Raw genomic sequence first — 15,309 nt, forward strand, 5'->3', positions numbered from 1 at the left:
TAAAAATAGAAAAGAAGGGTTTATAATGAGAAAGTTATTTACGGGAAGATTTCAAGGCTATTCATTGCAACATTTTCAAAAAGATCTTCTTTCGGGGTTGATTGTCGGGGTTGTTGCTATCCCACTAGCTATGTCATTTGCTATCGCTTCTGGCGTTAAGCCAGAGTATGGAATCTATACAACATGTATTGCTGGAATTATCATTTCATTATTTGGTGGTTCTAAATATCAAATTGGAGGACCTACAGGTGCTTTCGTTCCGATTCTCTTAGGCATTGTTATTACCTATGGCTATGAAGATCTCTTACTTGCTGGCTTGTTAGCTGGAATTATTTTATGTCTTATGGGGATTTTTAAATTAGGGTCTCTCATTAAATTTATCCCCCGTCCTGTAACGATTGGCTTTACATCAGGTATTGCCGTTATTATTTTCACAGGACAAATTGCTAGTTTCTTAGGTTTAACTAATATAGAAAAACACGAGGAGTTTATAGCAAATATAACGGAAATAATCACTCATATTGATAGTACTAATTTTTACAATGTTATAACTGCCTTAGTCTGTTTCTTCGTTATACTAATCACACCAAAAATCTTACCAAAAGTACCCGGCTCACTAGTGGGTATTATTATTTCAACTTTCATTGCAACTGTATTTTTCTCTAATCAGGTGCCTACCATTGGCACAGCATATGGTACAATTCCAAACACACTTCCTCAATTTCATATACCTGAAATTACGTTAGAGCGTATAGAGCAGCTAATTGGGCCTGCATTTGTTATAGCCATGTTGGGAGGAATTGAATCTCTTTTATCTGCTGTCGTGGCAGATGGTATGACAAATAGTAAACACAACAGTAATAAAGAGCTTATTGGCCAAGGACTTGCAAATATTGTTACACCGTTATTCGGAGGAATTCCAGCAACTGGGGCTATCGCTCGAACGGCAACCAATATTAAAAGCGGAGCCACTTCTCCAATGTCAGGAGTTATTCATGGGATATTTGTGTTACTTACACTCCTACTGTTAGCGCCATACGCCTCACATATTCCACTTGCAAGCATGGCTCCTATTTTGATGGTAGTCGCTTGGAATATGAGTGAGCAAAAACATTTCATTCATATACTTAAGCTAAAAACAGGAGACTCTCTTGTCTTACTTGTGACATTCTTACTTACTGTATTTACTAGTTTAACTACAGCAGTAGAAATTGGGCTTATTTTAGCTATCATTTTATTTACAAAGCGTATGAGTAACATGCTTGTAATATCGAAAGTCCTTCCTGATCATAATGAAAAATTGTTACCGAATGTGGTAAATAAAGCCCATGATTGTCCACAAATTAATATCTATACAATCGAAGGCCCATTATTTTTTGGTGCTGCCCAAACGTTTGAGCAAACCATTTTGGCAAAGATTAATTCTAAACCGAAAGTTTTAATTTTACGTATGGGAAAAGTACCATTTATTGATACAACAGGAGAAGCCTATTTCAGAAATATTGTTCACCATTTTAAAAAACAAGGCGGTACACTTCTTATCTCAGGAGTTCAACCAGATCTACAATCTATTTTAGAGAAAGATGGATTGTATGCAGAGATTGGAGAAAAAAACTTCTTTGATCATACAGGAGAAGCGATTAATTACGCTTTAAACGACCTGGATACGAAGAAATGTATAGGGTGTAGACATTTCGCTTTTCGTGAATGTACCCAACTTTCCCAGCAATCTCAAGAAATAACCAATAAGGAAAAGGCATTACTACTAAGTGATAGATAAAGAAAAAGCCACAATTCTTACATGAAGAAATTGTGGCTTTTTCTTTATAAAAGTTTACTTTGCGCAAACTTTTAGTCTGTGTATAGATTTAAAATTTCTTTTGCATGTGCACGTATAGAGTCTCTTAACTCCCTAGGTTCTAGAACTTTTGCATCTTTTCCGAGTCTATAAAATACTGGGGTAATAAAATTAATTTCATTTTTGTCAATGCTTGCGTTAATCTCCCCTGCCCCATCTTCATGTATACTTACGAGTTCTTGAAGATACGGAACACTTTTACATTGACGAACTCCTTCTTTTGTTAGTTCAACCTTGAGTTGAATTGGATTGCTGATATTGTACGAGGAGAACCATTCTTCTAAATTGATAAATTTCTCTTCACATTCTTCAGTAGAAAGTATGGAAACAATGCGGTCTACACGATACAGGATTATTTTTTCTCTCTGAAAGTCATGAGCCGGTAAATACCATAAACCATCATGTGCATATACACCGATGGGATGAACATATTTTTCTTTTATTCCTGACTTAGATTCATAGCAAAAACGTACGTTTCTATTTTCAATCGTTAGTTTTACTATTTCTTTTAAAAGCGGCGTATTAATTGTTCGTTTCGGATTCCAAAATGCGATGTATGAGCGCAGCGCGTCAACTTTCTCTTTCGCATCATGTTTAAGATACGTATATAACTTATGAGTAACAGAGTTTATTTCCGTATCAAATGGTAAGTTCCGATAATAACGTAAAGACTGAAAAGCAAAGAAGACCGAAACAGCTTCTTCTTCGGTAAATAAAATCGGTGGGAGCATTTTACCTGTTAAAACTTTATACCCACCATTACGTCCTTGCTCTGCATAAATTGGCAAGCCCATTTCACTTAAATCAATGATATATCGATGGACAGTACGAATAGATATGTTAAATTCATCTGCAATTTCTTGGGCAGTAAATACTCGTTTTGTGGTAGCAAAAACAAGGATATCTAATAAACGTTTTGCTTTTGACATGTTTTTTCACCTTTTTTTTCTTAAAACACGACAGCAATTGTCATGTTTTATGGTTAATATAATACTGTAAACAATAATTTTATTTATAGTATATCAGGAGGAACAACATGACACGTGAAGTAATTTTATTTATTGCGGCTAGCTTAGATGGATTTATCGCGAAAGAAGATGACGATTTACAATGGTTAACGGAAACAGATGCAGGAGGCGACAACGGTTGCTATGCGGAAATGTATGAATCAATTGATACTGTTATTATGGGGAAAAGGACATATGATTGGATTCTAAAGGAAGTAGATGATTTCCCTTATCCGGATAAGAAATGTTACGTCTTCTCTACTACAGAAAAAGGTTCAAATGAGCATGTGGAATTCGTAAATGAAGATATAGTAACATTTACGAACAGATTAAAAGAACAAGACGGATCTAAAATATGGGTGGTTGGTGGAGGGAATCTACTCGTTGATTTTCTAAAGAATAACTTAATCGATGAATATATTATTACGATTACCCCTCATATATTAGGGACTGGTATTTCATTATTTAAAGAAAAGAATCCAGAAATTGATTTAGAACTGGTAAATACAAAGCGATTTGGTCAATTTGTTGAATTACATTATAAAGTGAAATAAATAAGTTTTTATAATTAAAGCAACAGCCGATTTCCATACGTGAAGGAAATTGGCTTAATTCGTTATTATCCTTCTCCATCCTTCCTCCATCAAAATTATGCCTATTCAGATTCATGTACTAAAAAATGAAGTTATCTTTTTGATAATCAGCATGATAAGGAAAATACAAACGTACAAATGAATAGAATATCTTAGTCATTGAGAAAGGATTGATGTAAAATGATGAACCAAATTAGTGATAGAATCCGAACATACTTTGAGGAATTTAACCGAGCACATAATGCGTTTAAAGCGGATCTTTTGGAACCCCACGTGATTGATCCACTTGTTGGTGCCGATCCTAATGGTACTATTCAAATCATTTCGAAAGAAGAATATTTAACAGGTACTGAAAAAAGTCAAACATACTTACAATCTCTCGGTTTTCAATTCGTTGAAACCATTCCAGTTGAAGAAATCCCCCTTAATTCTCACTACACACTAGTAAAAACAAAGGGTACAATGCGGTTAGAAAAAGTCCCAGGTCAGCCAATCGATTTGGTTCATGATACAGTGTACATCTTATACATAAAAGATGAGAAACCAAAGATGGTCTTTACCCTTTCTCATGAGGATCCGATGAAAATGGCCCAAGATCAGCATAGTATTTCCTACGAAGGTCTAAGTTCATGGGACGACATAAAGTAAATACCTGCATAGAGAAAGGCCCCTTTTAAAGGTGGCCTTTTCTTTTAATCAATGTCTTTCATTAACAAAACTAACTCTTCTTCAAGTGATGTGCCACTATGATTCTTAGTAAGTTCAAACGGGCGATTATACAGACATGCATGCTTTAATGCTAAAAATGCATCCAGCGGAAATGTGTGAGTTTGCCACGCTTGACGGTACCCTAGCAATCCACGTCGCTTAATAAGTCGATCTAGCTCTTTTACGACACATAACACAAACTCATTGAAATTACATGTTGTTGTTACTACCTTTCTAGGCAACTTCTTATTCTTTTTCTCATCAATCATTGGATTTTGAATCTCTGTAATCGTCATTTGTAAGTCTTCAAAATTCCGCCTGAACTCCCAGCGTGTTAACACTGGATTGGTGCGCCACGTAATGCCACCATTTGTTTTATGAAACGCCCCGTCTTTCCAACTAAGTTTGCATAAAGGATGTACAGACGCTAAGTATGTAACAAAATCCCCAAGTGCATCTGTATGAAATGCAGGATGAAATGTGAATGTTTGATTGTCTATTTCTAACGTACATACAGCATTTCCACTACGAATCTCATCATATGAAAATCGCATATTATCCCCTCCTTTCTATATACTCTATATCGCAAGAATATACTTGGTCCAATAAAACAACCCGTATAGAGAATATCTATACAGGTTGTTTCTACTATCGTAAATCAAGGCCCCCATGGAGCTAGTGATTCGTCGACTAACTTAACTTGTTGTCTCTTTAATCCTATTCTCTGTGCATAATAGTCCAACATGCCAAAAACGGTAAAGCGGTGAAATGATCCGTTTATAAATCGCGGTTCATTTCGTCTAGTAGGATTGATTTTCCATAAAGGAATACGTATCCTTGAAGGGAGATACGTATATTCATTAACCGGGACACTGAAATTAATGAACTCATTATAGCCATTCGCTACAACTATTATCGTTGCTTCTCCCATGTTTTTCATTGGGAACCTTGCATCTCTAGGGATTGTAATATGCATATTTACTTCCCCGTTTGCATTCGTTAATTTTGTCGCGAGAATATGACCGAATGAGTTAATAACAATAACCCTTGCATGTTCTATTGGCTTTGTATCTTTTTCTGTTTCTTCTTGATTCGCCATTACTTCAACTGTCAGTACAGCATATATTGTTTCATTTGATGTTGCGCGTGCTGGTGTACATAAATTCCACCAAAGAAAGAACACGATAAGATAGATAAATCTTTTCGCCAAGAATATCACAACTTTCTTTTCTTCTTAGCTTTTGATGTTTTTTAAAATACATGCGCTCACTTAGTCTATAACTATCTCTACCACTTCATCATACGCCTTCATATAATGCATTCCGTCTATTACCAAGTACTCAGGCTTTATTGTTGTATCAAATAGTAACGTACGCTCTTTCATCATTTGAGCGTTTTCTTGTTTTTTATCATTTTGCATCACAGTTGTTTGTAGGGAAACAGATGTATTCTGGCCTTTTATCGATACACCGTCTAACATCATATCATCATCTGTCGCAATCGTGACTTCGACGCCGCGTGATGTATTTGCCACATTCTTGATCCATAACTCTTTATTCGCAAGCATAATAGGATCGTTCTTAGTCATAGTGAGTGGAATCTCCGTATGTAACGTTTCATATCCGGCAAACTCTTTTATGACAAGTTGTAATGAATCAAGTTGTTTTGGTAATGCATCATACCTAATTTCAAACTTATCTCCTATCAACGTTGAGCTATTACTGCTTCCTGTTAATTCTATTGGCTCGCCGTTAGCAATTAATTCGATTCCTTCAAATGATTCATTTACTCTGTCAAAATTATCGACATTCAAAGACCCTTTCACAACCGTTAATGTCGGAGTAGCTGTAATAGACTTAAATGTAACCGTACCTTTATCAGCTTTAAATGTCTTATTTATGGATTGTTTCACTTTTGCTTGCATTGCTTTATTCGGATTATAAGAGAAATCGATACTTCGCTCTACTTGTTGATTATTCTTTGTTTCTTCTCTGAAATGTAGGGTTAATTCTTTCGCAAATGGATTAACAGACCCGAAAGACATTGTTCCTTTCAATTCAGTCTTCTCTTCATTGAGTAACCCGGAGCTACTTATTAAAGAGGACGATGTAAAGAAACCTGTTATACTCGCAAATGTAATGGGATCGTTCTTCAAGTCTAATCCCTTTTCGTTTGTTAATGTATAATACATAATTAATTGATTCGAGTCTGCGATAATGCCATTAATCGTGAAGGTTGTTTCGTCTGCTAGTTCTATTTCTTTGTTGATGATTTGGCCCATCCCTTCATCGTTTAGCTCTTTTAATGTGTCCGTAAGAATACTGTCAAATCCAAATATTTTCTTGCTATAAAAAGCAAGGGCATTGTAATGATAGCCAATGGTAAGTGTGCAGAATAACGTCGCTGCGATTAATGACCAACGGAACTTAGTACGCCTTGTTTTCCGTTGCTTTGTTTTATGTAAAGCGCTTCTTAATCGCATCTCTAAATCATCTGGTGCGTTTATCGTCTGTATACGCTTTTTTTCTTCTTCTAAACGTTTTTCTATGTTATTCATTACCATCACCTCCATAATACTTTCTTAGCTTTTTTAACCCTTGAAATATTCGTGATTTAACTGTTCCAATTGATACATTCGTTATCTTTGCTATCGTTTGATTATCAAAATCATGAAAGTATTTTAATTGAATTGCTTCTTTCTGCTGGTCATTCGACTGTTCAAGTAACATTTGAATATCCATTTGGTGTTCACTATTTGTATATGGGTTTATTGTAGAGGCATGTGTATTTATTTCTTCCCATTCATCTACCAGTACAACTTTCTGTTTCTTTCTAGTTAATGCCCTGCAATTATTTACTAAGATTGTTTTGCTCCAACTATAAAAGGCTTCTGCATCTCTAAGTTTCTCTATATTGTCATAGACACTAACAATCATTTCTTCCATCGTATCCATTGCGTCATGCTCATTACCTGTATAAGTGAGAGCCAATCTGTAATACTCATCTTTCTTTGCGATAATTAATTGTAGCAGTGCTTCTTTATCGCCTCTCCTTGCTTGTTTCACTAAACGTGCTATGTTCATTCCTTCACCTCTCCCTTATAAGAGTAATGAGCATAGCAAAAAGTTCATTTATTTTCCAGTTTTTTTATAAATGTAATTTCATACCCTCGTGACTTGCCACGAATCCGAAACGTTCGTAGAAGCGATGTGCGTCTTTACGCTGTTTGTCTGTTGATAATTGAACGATACGACATTTCGCCTCTTTGGCGATACGGATAGCTTCTTGGAATAAAGCCTCTCCTATACCTTTTCCTCTATATGATTTATCGACACGGACGCCTTCGATTTGTGCTCGTTTCATGCCGAGTTGTGCTAAGCCTGGGATGATCGTTAATTGTAGACAGCCAATAACGGTTTGATTATCGACTACTAAAAGGACTTGATTACCGTTTTGTGCCTCTATGTCTGCGAATGCGTCGTAGTATTCATTTGGTAAAGGGTTTTTGTAGTTTTCGCGTTTTTCTCCTAATTCATCGTCCGCTAGTAAACGAACGATAGCTTGTACATCGTCTTTCGTAGCTTTTCTAAAGTTCATGTCATTTCTCTCCTCTATTTTTCATTTATTAAATACGTACCGGTTCTCGTTTCTTAAAGGTGTTTTTTAGATTTATAGAATTATAGTTAAACGAACAAACAATTTTCCGAGTAATGGTGAATTGTTTGTTCTATTTGGTATTATTTATTCACTTGTCCTTCCAATAAACGCTTCTTATCCACCCGCTCGTTAATTACGACATAATATCCTTTTATTTAGCAAGAATCTCCTTCTATTTATCTATTGAAGGGGACTCTTTTATATTCAAAAAATGCGTTGATTTAGGGAACTTCTTTTCTTTTGTAAATCCACACGAAGTATAAAATTTGTCCGCTTGTTCCGTATCTGTATAAAGAACTAATACATGAAAATGATTTTTGGCATCTTCAATAATCTTTGTTAACAATTGCTTTCCAAGACCTAATCTTCGGTACTCTTTTAAAACATAATACCTGCGCAGTCGTCCGACTAGTTCTCTATTTGCAAAAGGATCTATATTCAATCCCCCAATCGCAACTAGTAAACCTTCACGATTAAACACTCCGTATAAAGCCTCTCCTAGCTTATTAAACGTATTTGTATCATTTTGATAATCATGTATTAGTCTTTCGAGAAATAGAAATCCCTCTTCCTTACTTTCCTCTATTACATGTTTTATGTCCTTGTACAATAGATTTTTTATCTTTTTCATTTTAAATTCACTCATGGCTCTCCTCTAATAATTCTTTTTATCCAAATCAAAAGTTTCGTTTGTTTTTATCCAATTTCTCATTACCTCGTTTAAAGTTTCCTGTGATTTTAGCTAGTAATAACTGTACGTCTGTTATACTCTCTTTAACCTCTTGGATCCTTGCTATAAGACGTTCAGCCTCCCTATCCTTTACAATTTTAATTTGTTTACCTTTGTAATAGATAACTACCGTTCCTTTTTTCGTTATTTGATAAGAAAACGGTTCTTCACTTAATTTGTTTCGTTTATCTATTTCGCTCACCATAACGTCTCCTCCATTAAACGAATTGCTACATTGCTATCTATTTATTTGTTTCATCATGCCAACAGTAAAGGGTTCAAAACCACGTTTCTCATAATAAGGGATTAGCTCCTCTTTACACATAAGCTGCGGAATGACTTTATTCGCTTCACAGTAATGTACAAGACGGTGCAGTAATTCATTTCCGATTCCTTGTGATTGATAAATAGGTAATACGCATAATCCGCAAATAATTCCTGTAATAACTCCGTCGGATAGTATCCGGCCCATTCCTACTAAGTTATCATTCTCATACACGTATAACGCATACCAGCTTTGTCTACACATGTTTGCTAAGTCTTCTACTGATAGATTAAGAGAATTCCATCCTAATGATTCATAGAGTGATTTTAATTCCTCAAAAGACATAGGTTCTTCCGTACTGTATACAACTTGTTTCACGTAGTTATCCCTCCTATTCTTCTAACGCTTTATTTACAGCTGCCATTGCGTGGATATATGCGGTATCAAATATTGGGACAGAGACATCTTCTTGTTTAATCAATAACCCAATTTCTGTACAACCTAATATAATGCCTTCTACGCCTTCCTCTATTAACCTGTTGATTACTTGCATATAGTACTCTTTTGACTCTTTCCGTATCGATCCGACACATAACTCTTCAAAAATGACCTTATTTACAACTTCACGCTCTTGTTCGTTCGGTACGAGTACATCCAGTCCATGCGAGTGTAACTTCGATAATTGGAAGTCTTGCTCCATCGTATATTTCGTTCCGAGGAATCCGACAGATGTTAATTCACACTTTTTCACTTCGAGAGCTGTAGCATCTGCAACGTGTAAAATAGGTACTGTTACTCTTTCTTGTACTTGGTCAATTACTTTATGCATCGTGTTTGTACATATTAAGATGAAATCCACTCCAGCGTTTTCTAACGCATATGCAGCGTCTCCTAAACTATTCCCGGCTTTTTCCCATTCGCCTTTTGCTTGATAATCTGCAATTTCTGCAAAGTTCACACTATATAACAAACATTTTGCTGACTGTAAGCCACCTAATCTATTCTTTATTTCTTCATTGATTATTCGGTAATACAATACAGACGATTCCCAACTCATTCCGCCAATTAAGCCAATTATTTTCATAAGACACCTCTTGATTAGGAATTATAATTTTCTGACTACATTAAGTATAAACGAATGTTTTAGATTTTTAATAACATTTCATATGATAAAATTTTATGTATACACATTTTACAAAAGGAGATTGTACGATGAAGCTATTACACTTTCTTCAAACAGACTGTCCAGCACACATGAAAGAGCAACTTATTTCGCTAATACGACAAGAATGGCCCCAAGCATTTGATGAGGATAAGCCTATTACTTGGCCAGATAATCCGGAAACACATCCGACTTCTTTCGTTCTAATGGATGGAGATCTTGTTGTTAGTCATGTAGCAGTTCCGTATAAGTATATCGAGCATGAAGGTGAAACGTATAACCCATTTGGCTTAAGTGAAGTTATGACACACCCTTCTTATCGAAAGCAAGGATTAGGTTTACGGTTAATAAAAGAGGCGTATTTACATATAGAAAACAATAATCCAGATATTAGCATCTATACATGCCATCCATCATTAGTCCCTTTTTATACAAAAGGAGGTTGGAAGCATCACCAACATACAATGCTTGTTGGTGGCACTCGTAGTAAACCATTTAGAAGTGATTCATTAGGATTGGCAACAATGATTCATTTATTCTCTTCAAAAGCTAAGGAAACTCGTTTATCTTTTGAAGAGGCAGATATCTACCTCGATTTGGGTGAAAAGCAATTATGGTAACGAAAAAAGATGAGAGGCCCTAAGTAGACCTCTCATCTTTCGTTACATTAAGAAACCGAAATCAATTCAATAGATGTAACATATTTCCCTACGTTTATTTCTTTTCCCTCTCCTACGTGTTCTTTCATGATTAAATCACGCATGAGTAAGTTCTCTTGTAACATGCCTTTATATTTCGTTACGACCTCTTGTACGTCTTTGTTAGCATATATTGCGATATCGACACGCATGTTAATTGGTAAGTTAAGTTGTTTTCGGTATTCTTGCACCGCACGAATGAATTCGCGAGCAATCCCTTCTTGGACGAGTTCATCTGTTAACACAATATCTAATGTGACTGTATAATCTCCGTTTGATGCAGAGGCGAATCCTTCTTTTGCACCTTTTTCCACGAGTACGTCTTCCATACGGATAGTTACTGTTTCACTCTCTGTATTCCATTCTCCGTATCCTCTCTCTAAGAAACTCTTAGCATCTTCATTCGAGTGTTCTTGTAGCCATTTATTTACGGTATTTGCATGTTTCCCTAATGTAGCGGCTGCTTGTTTAAAGTTTAGTTTTAATTTGACTGAAACGATTTCCCCGTCATCTATTAGTACGTCTACGTGCTTTACATTTAATTCGTCTTGAATGATTGCTACGTACGCGGACCAATTTAGTCCTTCTTTATTACTTAATAAAGATAACTTAGCAAGAGGTTGTTTTACTTTTAGTGACGTCGTGTTCCGGATATTTCTGCCTAATTCGACTACATGTAAGACTGCGTCCATTTCCTCTTCTAACTGTTGGTTGATACATGATTCATTACAAGTAGGATAATCGGCAAGATGGACACTTTCTCCTGTTAAGTTCGTATATACATTCTCTGCAAGGAAAGGAGTAAACGGCGCTAATAACTTACTTACAGTTGTTAACACTTCATATAACGTCGTATATGCCGCTGCTTTCTCTTCATTCATGCCTTGTGACCAGAAACGTTCTCTAGAGCGTCTTACGTACCAGTTGCTTACTTCTTCGACAAACTGGGCGATTTTTCTCGTCGCATTCGTAAAATTATATGCTTCTAGTTGTTCATGTACTTCTTTCACTACACTGTGTAAACGTGATAACACCCAATCATCTAATTTGTTTCGCTTCACTTCATAACTTGTTTTCGGATTAAAGCCGTCTAACTCTGCATATAACACGTAGAAACTATGCACATTCATAAACGTATCGACTAATTTTGATTTTGCTTCTTGAACAACTCGTTCGGAGAAACGTTTTGGATTCCACGGAGCGCTGTCGACTAACAATGCCCATCTTAAAGCATCAGCGCCGTATTGATTAATTAACTCTACTGGATCTAGCGCATTTCCTTTACTCTTTGACATTTTTTGTCCATGTTCATCTAATACATGACCTAATGATAGTACACGCTTATACGGCGCTTTACCTGTATATAATGTTGATACAGCAAGTAAACTATAAAACCATCCGCGGGTTTGATCGATTCCTTCAATTACAACATCGGCTGGGAATTGCTGCGCGAATGTATCATGCTTCTCAAATGGATAATGATACTGTGCAAACGGCATTGCTCCGCTATCAAACCATACGTCAATTACTTCTGGCGTTCTTGTCATTGTCCCGCTACATGACGGACATGCTAGGTGTACATGATCTACATACGGTTTGTGTAATTCGACATCCTCTTGAAGCGAATCTGTAGACAATTGCTTTAACTCTTCGATACTTTTCGGTGCTACTTCATGATCACACGAATCACATTGCCATATATTAAGTGGTGTTCCCCAATAACGTTTACGACTAATGTTCCAATCTACCATTTGTTCTAAGAAGTTTCCAAAGCGTCCGTGTTTAATATGATCTGGATGCCACGTAACTTCTTCGTTGTTTTGGATAAATTGTTCTTGTAGTACAGTTGTTTTAATAAACCAGCTGTCATTTGCATAATACAATAATGCCGTATCACAGCGCCAACAGTGCGGATAATTATGTTCATATTTTTCTTTGCTGTAGAGTAAGCCTTTTTCAGCAAGATAACGGACAATATCGACATCACAGTCTTTGACGAAACGTCCCTGTAAAAATGGGACAGCTTCTGTATATTGACCCTTCTCATTTACAACATTCACAAACGATAAGTTATGTTCTTGGATAGTTTTATAATCATCCTCTCCGTAAGCTGGTGCCGTGTGTACGATACCTGTTCCGCTTTCGTCTGTTACATAGTTCGCTGTGACTACTTGATGCCCTTTTTCTACTTCTACGAAAGAAAATGGTGCTTCGTATGAAATTCCTTTTAATTCAGAGCCTGTATGAACGGATAATACATCGTAACTTTCCTTTAATACACGTTCCACTAACGACTCAGCAACAATAAAGACGTCATTTCCTTGTTTTGCACGAACATAATTCATTTCTGGATGAACCGCTAAGGCAACGTTTGCTGGTAAGGTCCAGGGAGTTGTTGTCCATGCGAGAAAATATTCATTGTCACGGCCTGTTACTTTAAATTTAGCTGTCGCACTTAAATCTTTTACGACTTTATATCCTTGTGCAACTTCATGAGAGCTAAGTGATGTTTGGCAACTTGGACAATACGGTGATACACGATGTCCTTTATACAGCAAGCCTTTCTCATGAATCGTTCCGAGAATGTGCCATACACTTTCGATATAGGAATTATTCAATGTAACGTACGGATCATCCATGTCTACCCAGTATCCTAATTGCTCCGTAAATTCACGCCATTGCTTCTCATAGACGAAAACACTTTCTTTACACTTTTTAATAAACGCCTCTACACCGTAGTTTTCGATTTCACTTTTTCCTGAGATACCTAATTGTTTCTCAACACCAAGTTCCACAGGTAGTCCGTGTGTATCCCATCCTGCTTTTCGGACAACTTGATATCCTGCCATTGTTTTATACCTTGCAACAACGTCCTTAATTGTTCTTCCTAAAGCATGGCCGACATGGGGTAAACCATTCGCGGTAGGTGGCCCTTCATAAAAGACAAACGAAGGCTTTCCTTCTCGTCCTGTGACAGATTGTTTAAATGTATCTTCTTTTACCCATTGTTTTCGTATACGTAATTCTCGTTGTTGGACTGTTTCTTTGTCATTTTTCATTTGATACCGCTCCTTTTATTCGTTTTTTAAGCATACAAAAAACCCGCCCCTAGTAAAGGGACGGGTTCAACCGCGATACCACCCTAATTCTATTGAAGAAGTCCGTTCGTCAATAGCACTTAGTCACGTACAATCATACGTGTTCCTTTTAACGGTAGACAACCGGTCAAACTTACTAGCTTCAGCTTGACTTCTCGGAGAGGATCTTCACAAATGGGCTGAACACCGGATTGCAGCAAATACCGGCTCTCTGTAGAACAGCGTCATAGGTTACTCGTTCTCGTCATTGAATTTGTATGCTTTAATTAGAAAATATTGTAATATTAATATATACTATTGTCAAACGATTGTTTTTGAATTTTCTAAAAATAACTATTCGAAGTGAGTACCTTTATTGTTTCCATTGGTCTTTATTGAAATATTAGCTTCCGAACACTGTATATCAGACATTGTAATCCAAACTTTATACACAGATGTATTTTCAATTTCTGTGTGTACATGAAACTGTCGAATAGAGGCAAGCATAAAAGCTAACGCGTATGCTACTTTATAATCGGATGTCGTATAACCCTCATAGATTCGACCATATATTTCATTTGCGATTGAATCCGCCCATACTTCTGCCTCTCGCATCGTTTCAAGCGTAACCACATCATGATTCCAACGAATATTCATCTCTCGTCATACCTCCATTTATATTTGACAGAGTAAACAACAGTACATATAATAAGAAAGTTGATTGAGCGACCAATAAATAATATATATAATTAAAATGCTATAAGAGAGGATAAACTATGAAAGACAATCAAACCGTTCTAGGACTCAATAAATCCGAAAAAACACTTATCACAACGCTTCCTGCCATAATTGGTGGTGTTCTTGGCTGGTTTGCTCCAGCAATTGCAAATTGGGTATTAACGCTTCCTATTGTTCCAATGGAAGGACTTCTTGAAACAATCACATCCTTTCATCATTTATGGGTATCTATTATCGGAACTATCCTTGGTATTGCCGCTGGTTCTGCACTAACACTATTTATTTTCCACGAAAGTCTTGAAGTTACGGTATCTTCTAGCAATGTGCAGTTAAAGTTCAAAGATAACGTGAAGACGATTGAGAAAAATGATATTTCAACAATTTATATTCATATGCTTGATAAAAAACAACGTCAAGAAAATCTCTACTTAGAAAATAAACATTTAGTTATTTTAGGAAATACCGGGAATGAACTGTATAGAGAAATAATCGATGTGAAACAAGAGGCTGCTCGTGAAGTGTTTGAACGTTACGAATATCCGTGGGCAGAAGAAGATCCATTCGCAGATGCCTATGAACGCTGGGTTCCTGCACATCCAGACTTCCCTGAAAAAATAAACGTCCTACTAAGTGCACGAGAAAAAGCATTAAAGAAGGATAAAAGAGATGAAGCGAAATATTTACGAGAAGATTTAGCCAAACTAGGTGTTGTGATTAAAGATCAGCGAAAAGGTCAATATGTACGCCTTGCGAAAGAAAAAGAAGTGGATTAAAGAGGAATATTAACCTAAATTCATACTTTCACATTAAAGCCGA

The 15,309-nt window shown here is 36.3% G+C and carries 17 protein-coding genes and 1 other annotated feature; of the genes, 5 read left to right on the plus strand and 12 right to left on the minus strand.

Going from position 1 to position 15,309, the window contains the following annotated elements; translation table 11 throughout:
- Positions 1-25: 25 nt before the first annotated feature.
- Entirely contained in the window at positions 26-1,780 is a 1,755-nt protein-coding gene (locus tag IEV41_RS04670; protein ID WP_188387271.1) for a SulP family inorganic anion transporter, read from the plus strand.
- Between the two features lie 71 nt (positions 1,781-1,851).
- Here the strand turns inward: IEV41_RS04670 and IEV41_RS04675 are convergent, their stop codons facing one another.
- Positions 1,852-2,787 (minus strand): helix-turn-helix transcriptional regulator, encoded by a 936-nt coding sequence (locus IEV41_RS04675; RefSeq protein ID WP_188387272.1) that lies wholly within the window; start codon positions 2,785-2,787, stop codon positions 1,852-1,854.
- Between the two features lie 107 nt (positions 2,788-2,894).
- Here IEV41_RS04675 and IEV41_RS04680 point away from each other — a divergent pair, with 107 nt between their 5' ends.
- On the plus strand, positions 2,895-3,419 hold the full coding sequence (locus tag IEV41_RS04680) for a dihydrofolate reductase family protein (RefSeq protein WP_188387273.1): 525 nt from the start codon (positions 2,895-2,897) through the stop codon (positions 3,417-3,419).
- A 219-nt stretch (positions 3,420-3,638) separates the two neighbouring features.
- Complete coding sequence (locus IEV41_RS04685; RefSeq protein ID WP_188387274.1) at positions 3,639-4,106, plus strand: hypothetical protein; 468 nt, start codon at positions 3,639-3,641, stop codon at positions 4,104-4,106.
- A 44-nt stretch (positions 4,107-4,150) separates the two neighbouring features.
- Here the strand turns inward: IEV41_RS04685 and IEV41_RS04690 are convergent, their stop codons facing one another.
- The 9 genes from IEV41_RS04690 to IEV41_RS04730 all read right to left on the minus strand — a co-directional run bounded on the left by IEV41_RS04690 (position 4,151) and on the right by IEV41_RS04730 (position 9,902).
- Complete coding sequence (locus IEV41_RS04690; protein ID WP_188387275.1) at positions 4,151-4,720, minus strand: hypothetical protein; 570 nt, start codon at positions 4,718-4,720, stop codon at positions 4,151-4,153.
- Positions 4,721-4,824: 104 nt separating this feature from the next.
- Positions 4,825-5,376: a hypothetical protein gene (locus IEV41_RS04695; RefSeq protein WP_188387276.1), complete on the minus strand. Its 552-nt coding sequence runs from the start codon at positions 5,374-5,376 to the stop codon at positions 4,825-4,827.
- 60 nt (positions 5,377-5,436) lie between these two features.
- The gene (locus tag IEV41_RS04700; protein WP_188387277.1) at positions 5,437-6,723 is read right to left on the minus strand and encodes a DUF4179 domain-containing protein; all 1,287 of its coding nucleotides are present in this window, start codon (positions 6,721-6,723) and stop codon (positions 5,437-5,439) included.
- Positions 6,716-7,249 (minus strand): sigma-70 family RNA polymerase sigma factor, encoded by a 534-nt coding sequence (locus IEV41_RS04705; RefSeq protein ID WP_188387278.1) that lies wholly within the window; start codon positions 7,247-7,249, stop codon positions 6,716-6,718. The genes IEV41_RS04700 and IEV41_RS04705 overlap by 8 nt, the downstream gene beginning before the upstream one ends.
- A 64-nt stretch (positions 7,250-7,313) precedes the next feature.
- Entirely contained in the window at positions 7,314-7,763 is a 450-nt protein-coding gene (locus IEV41_RS04710) for a GNAT family N-acetyltransferase (protein WP_188387279.1), read from the minus strand.
- Positions 7,764-7,995: 232 nt separating this feature from the next.
- Positions 7,996-8,469, minus strand: coding sequence for a GNAT family N-acetyltransferase (locus IEV41_RS04715; protein WP_188387280.1), 474 nt, complete (start codon positions 8,467-8,469; stop codon positions 7,996-7,998).
- A 31-nt stretch (positions 8,470-8,500) separates the two neighbouring features.
- Positions 8,501-8,758 carry a hypothetical protein gene (locus tag IEV41_RS04720; protein WP_239534454.1) on the minus strand — a complete coding sequence of 86 codons (258 nt, stop codon included), beginning with the start codon at positions 8,756-8,758 and terminating at the stop codon, positions 8,501-8,503.
- Between the two features lie 33 nt (positions 8,759-8,791).
- Positions 8,792-9,163 (minus strand): GNAT family N-acetyltransferase, encoded by a 372-nt coding sequence (locus IEV41_RS04725; protein WP_188388677.1) that lies wholly within the window; start codon positions 9,161-9,163, stop codon positions 8,792-8,794.
- A 46-nt stretch (positions 9,164-9,209) separates the two neighbouring features.
- Positions 9,210-9,902: an aspartate/glutamate racemase family protein gene (locus IEV41_RS04730; protein WP_188387281.1), complete on the minus strand. Its 693-nt coding sequence runs from the start codon at positions 9,900-9,902 to the stop codon at positions 9,210-9,212.
- A 128-nt stretch (positions 9,903-10,030) separates the two neighbouring features.
- On the opposite strand from IEV41_RS04730, the gene IEV41_RS04735 reads away from it, so the two are divergent.
- Complete coding sequence (locus IEV41_RS04735) at positions 10,031-10,600, plus strand: GNAT family N-acetyltransferase (protein WP_188387282.1); 570 nt, start codon at positions 10,031-10,033, stop codon at positions 10,598-10,600.
- 47 nt (positions 10,601-10,647) lie between these two features.
- Here IEV41_RS04735 and ileS read toward each other — a convergent pair whose 3' ends face one another.
- Together ileS and IEV41_RS04745 are read right to left on the minus strand one after the other, a co-directional pair.
- A complete protein-coding gene (ileS, locus tag IEV41_RS04740; protein ID WP_188387283.1) occupies positions 10,648-13,737 on the minus strand; it encodes an isoleucine--tRNA ligase in 3,090 nt (1,029 codons plus the stop codon).
- 53 nt (positions 13,738-13,790) lie between these two features.
- Positions 13,791-14,033: a binding site (T-box leader), on the minus strand.
- A gap of 76 nt (positions 14,034-14,109) precedes the next feature.
- Positions 14,110-14,406 carry a hypothetical protein gene (locus IEV41_RS04745; RefSeq protein WP_229722213.1) on the minus strand — a complete coding sequence of 99 codons (297 nt, stop codon included), beginning with the start codon at positions 14,404-14,406 and terminating at the stop codon, positions 14,110-14,112.
- Positions 14,407-14,531: 125 nt separating this feature from the next.
- On the opposite strand from IEV41_RS04745, the gene IEV41_RS04750 reads away from it, so the two are divergent.
- Complete coding sequence (locus IEV41_RS04750; RefSeq protein ID WP_188387284.1) at positions 14,532-15,266, plus strand: YqeB family protein; 735 nt, start codon at positions 14,532-14,534, stop codon at positions 15,264-15,266.
- Positions 15,267-15,309: the final 43 nt, after the last annotated feature.

This window comes from Priestia taiwanensis (assembly GCF_014638355.1).
GTDB lineage: Bacteria > Bacillota > Bacilli > Bacillales > Bacillaceae_G > Priestia_D > Priestia_D taiwanensis.

What these genes read in the sequence shown, in the direction of transcription:
- IEV41_RS04685 (WP_188387274.1), top strand. Translation starts at nt 3,639, where the DNA reads ATGATGAACCAAATTAGTGATAGAATCCGAACATACTTTGAGGAATTT.
- IEV41_RS04715 (WP_188387280.1), bottom strand. Translation starts at nt 8,469, where the DNA reads ATGAGTGAATTTAAAATGAAAAAGATAAAAAATCTATTGTACAAGGAC.
- IEV41_RS04725 (WP_188388677.1), bottom strand. Translation starts at nt 9,163, where the DNA reads ATGTCTTTTGAGGAATTAAAATCACTCTATGAATCATTAGGATGGAAT.
- IEV41_RS04705 (WP_188387278.1), bottom strand. Translation starts at nt 7,249, where the DNA reads ATGAACATAGCACGTTTAGTGAAACAAGCAAGGAGAGGCGATAAAGAA.
- IEV41_RS04670 (WP_188387271.1), top strand. Translation starts at nt 26, where the DNA reads ATGAGAAAGTTATTTACGGGAAGATTTCAAGGCTATTCATTGCAACAT.
- IEV41_RS04700 (WP_188387277.1), bottom strand. Translation starts at nt 6,723, where the DNA reads ATGAATAACATAGAAAAACGTTTAGAAGAAGAAAAAAAGCGTATACAG.
- IEV41_RS04710 (WP_188387279.1), bottom strand. Translation starts at nt 7,763, where the DNA reads ATGAACTTTAGAAAAGCTACGAAAGACGATGTACAAGCTATCGTTCGT.
- IEV41_RS04750 (WP_188387284.1), top strand. Translation starts at nt 14,532, where the DNA reads ATGAAAGACAATCAAACCGTTCTAGGACTCAATAAATCCGAAAAAACA.
- IEV41_RS04675 (WP_188387272.1), bottom strand. Translation starts at nt 2,787, where the DNA reads ATGTCAAAAGCAAAACGTTTATTAGATATCCTTGTTTTTGCTACCACA.
- IEV41_RS04680 (WP_188387273.1), top strand. Translation starts at nt 2,895, where the DNA reads ATGACACGTGAAGTAATTTTATTTATTGCGGCTAGCTTAGATGGATTT.
- IEV41_RS04735 (WP_188387282.1), top strand. Translation starts at nt 10,031, where the DNA reads ATGAAGCTATTACACTTTCTTCAAACAGACTGTCCAGCACACATGAAA.
- IEV41_RS04730 (WP_188387281.1), bottom strand. Translation starts at nt 9,902, where the DNA reads ATGAAAATAATTGGCTTAATTGGCGGAATGAGTTGGGAATCGTCTGTA.
- IEV41_RS04690 (WP_188387275.1), bottom strand. Translation starts at nt 4,720, where the DNA reads ATGCGATTTTCATATGATGAGATTCGTAGTGGAAATGCTGTATGTACG.
- IEV41_RS04720 (WP_239534454.1), bottom strand. Translation starts at nt 8,758, where the DNA reads ATGGTGAGCGAAATAGATAAACGAAACAAATTAAGTGAAGAACCGTTT.
- ileS (WP_188387283.1), bottom strand. Translation starts at nt 13,737, where the DNA reads ATGAAAAATGACAAAGAAACAGTCCAACAACGAGAATTACGTATACGA.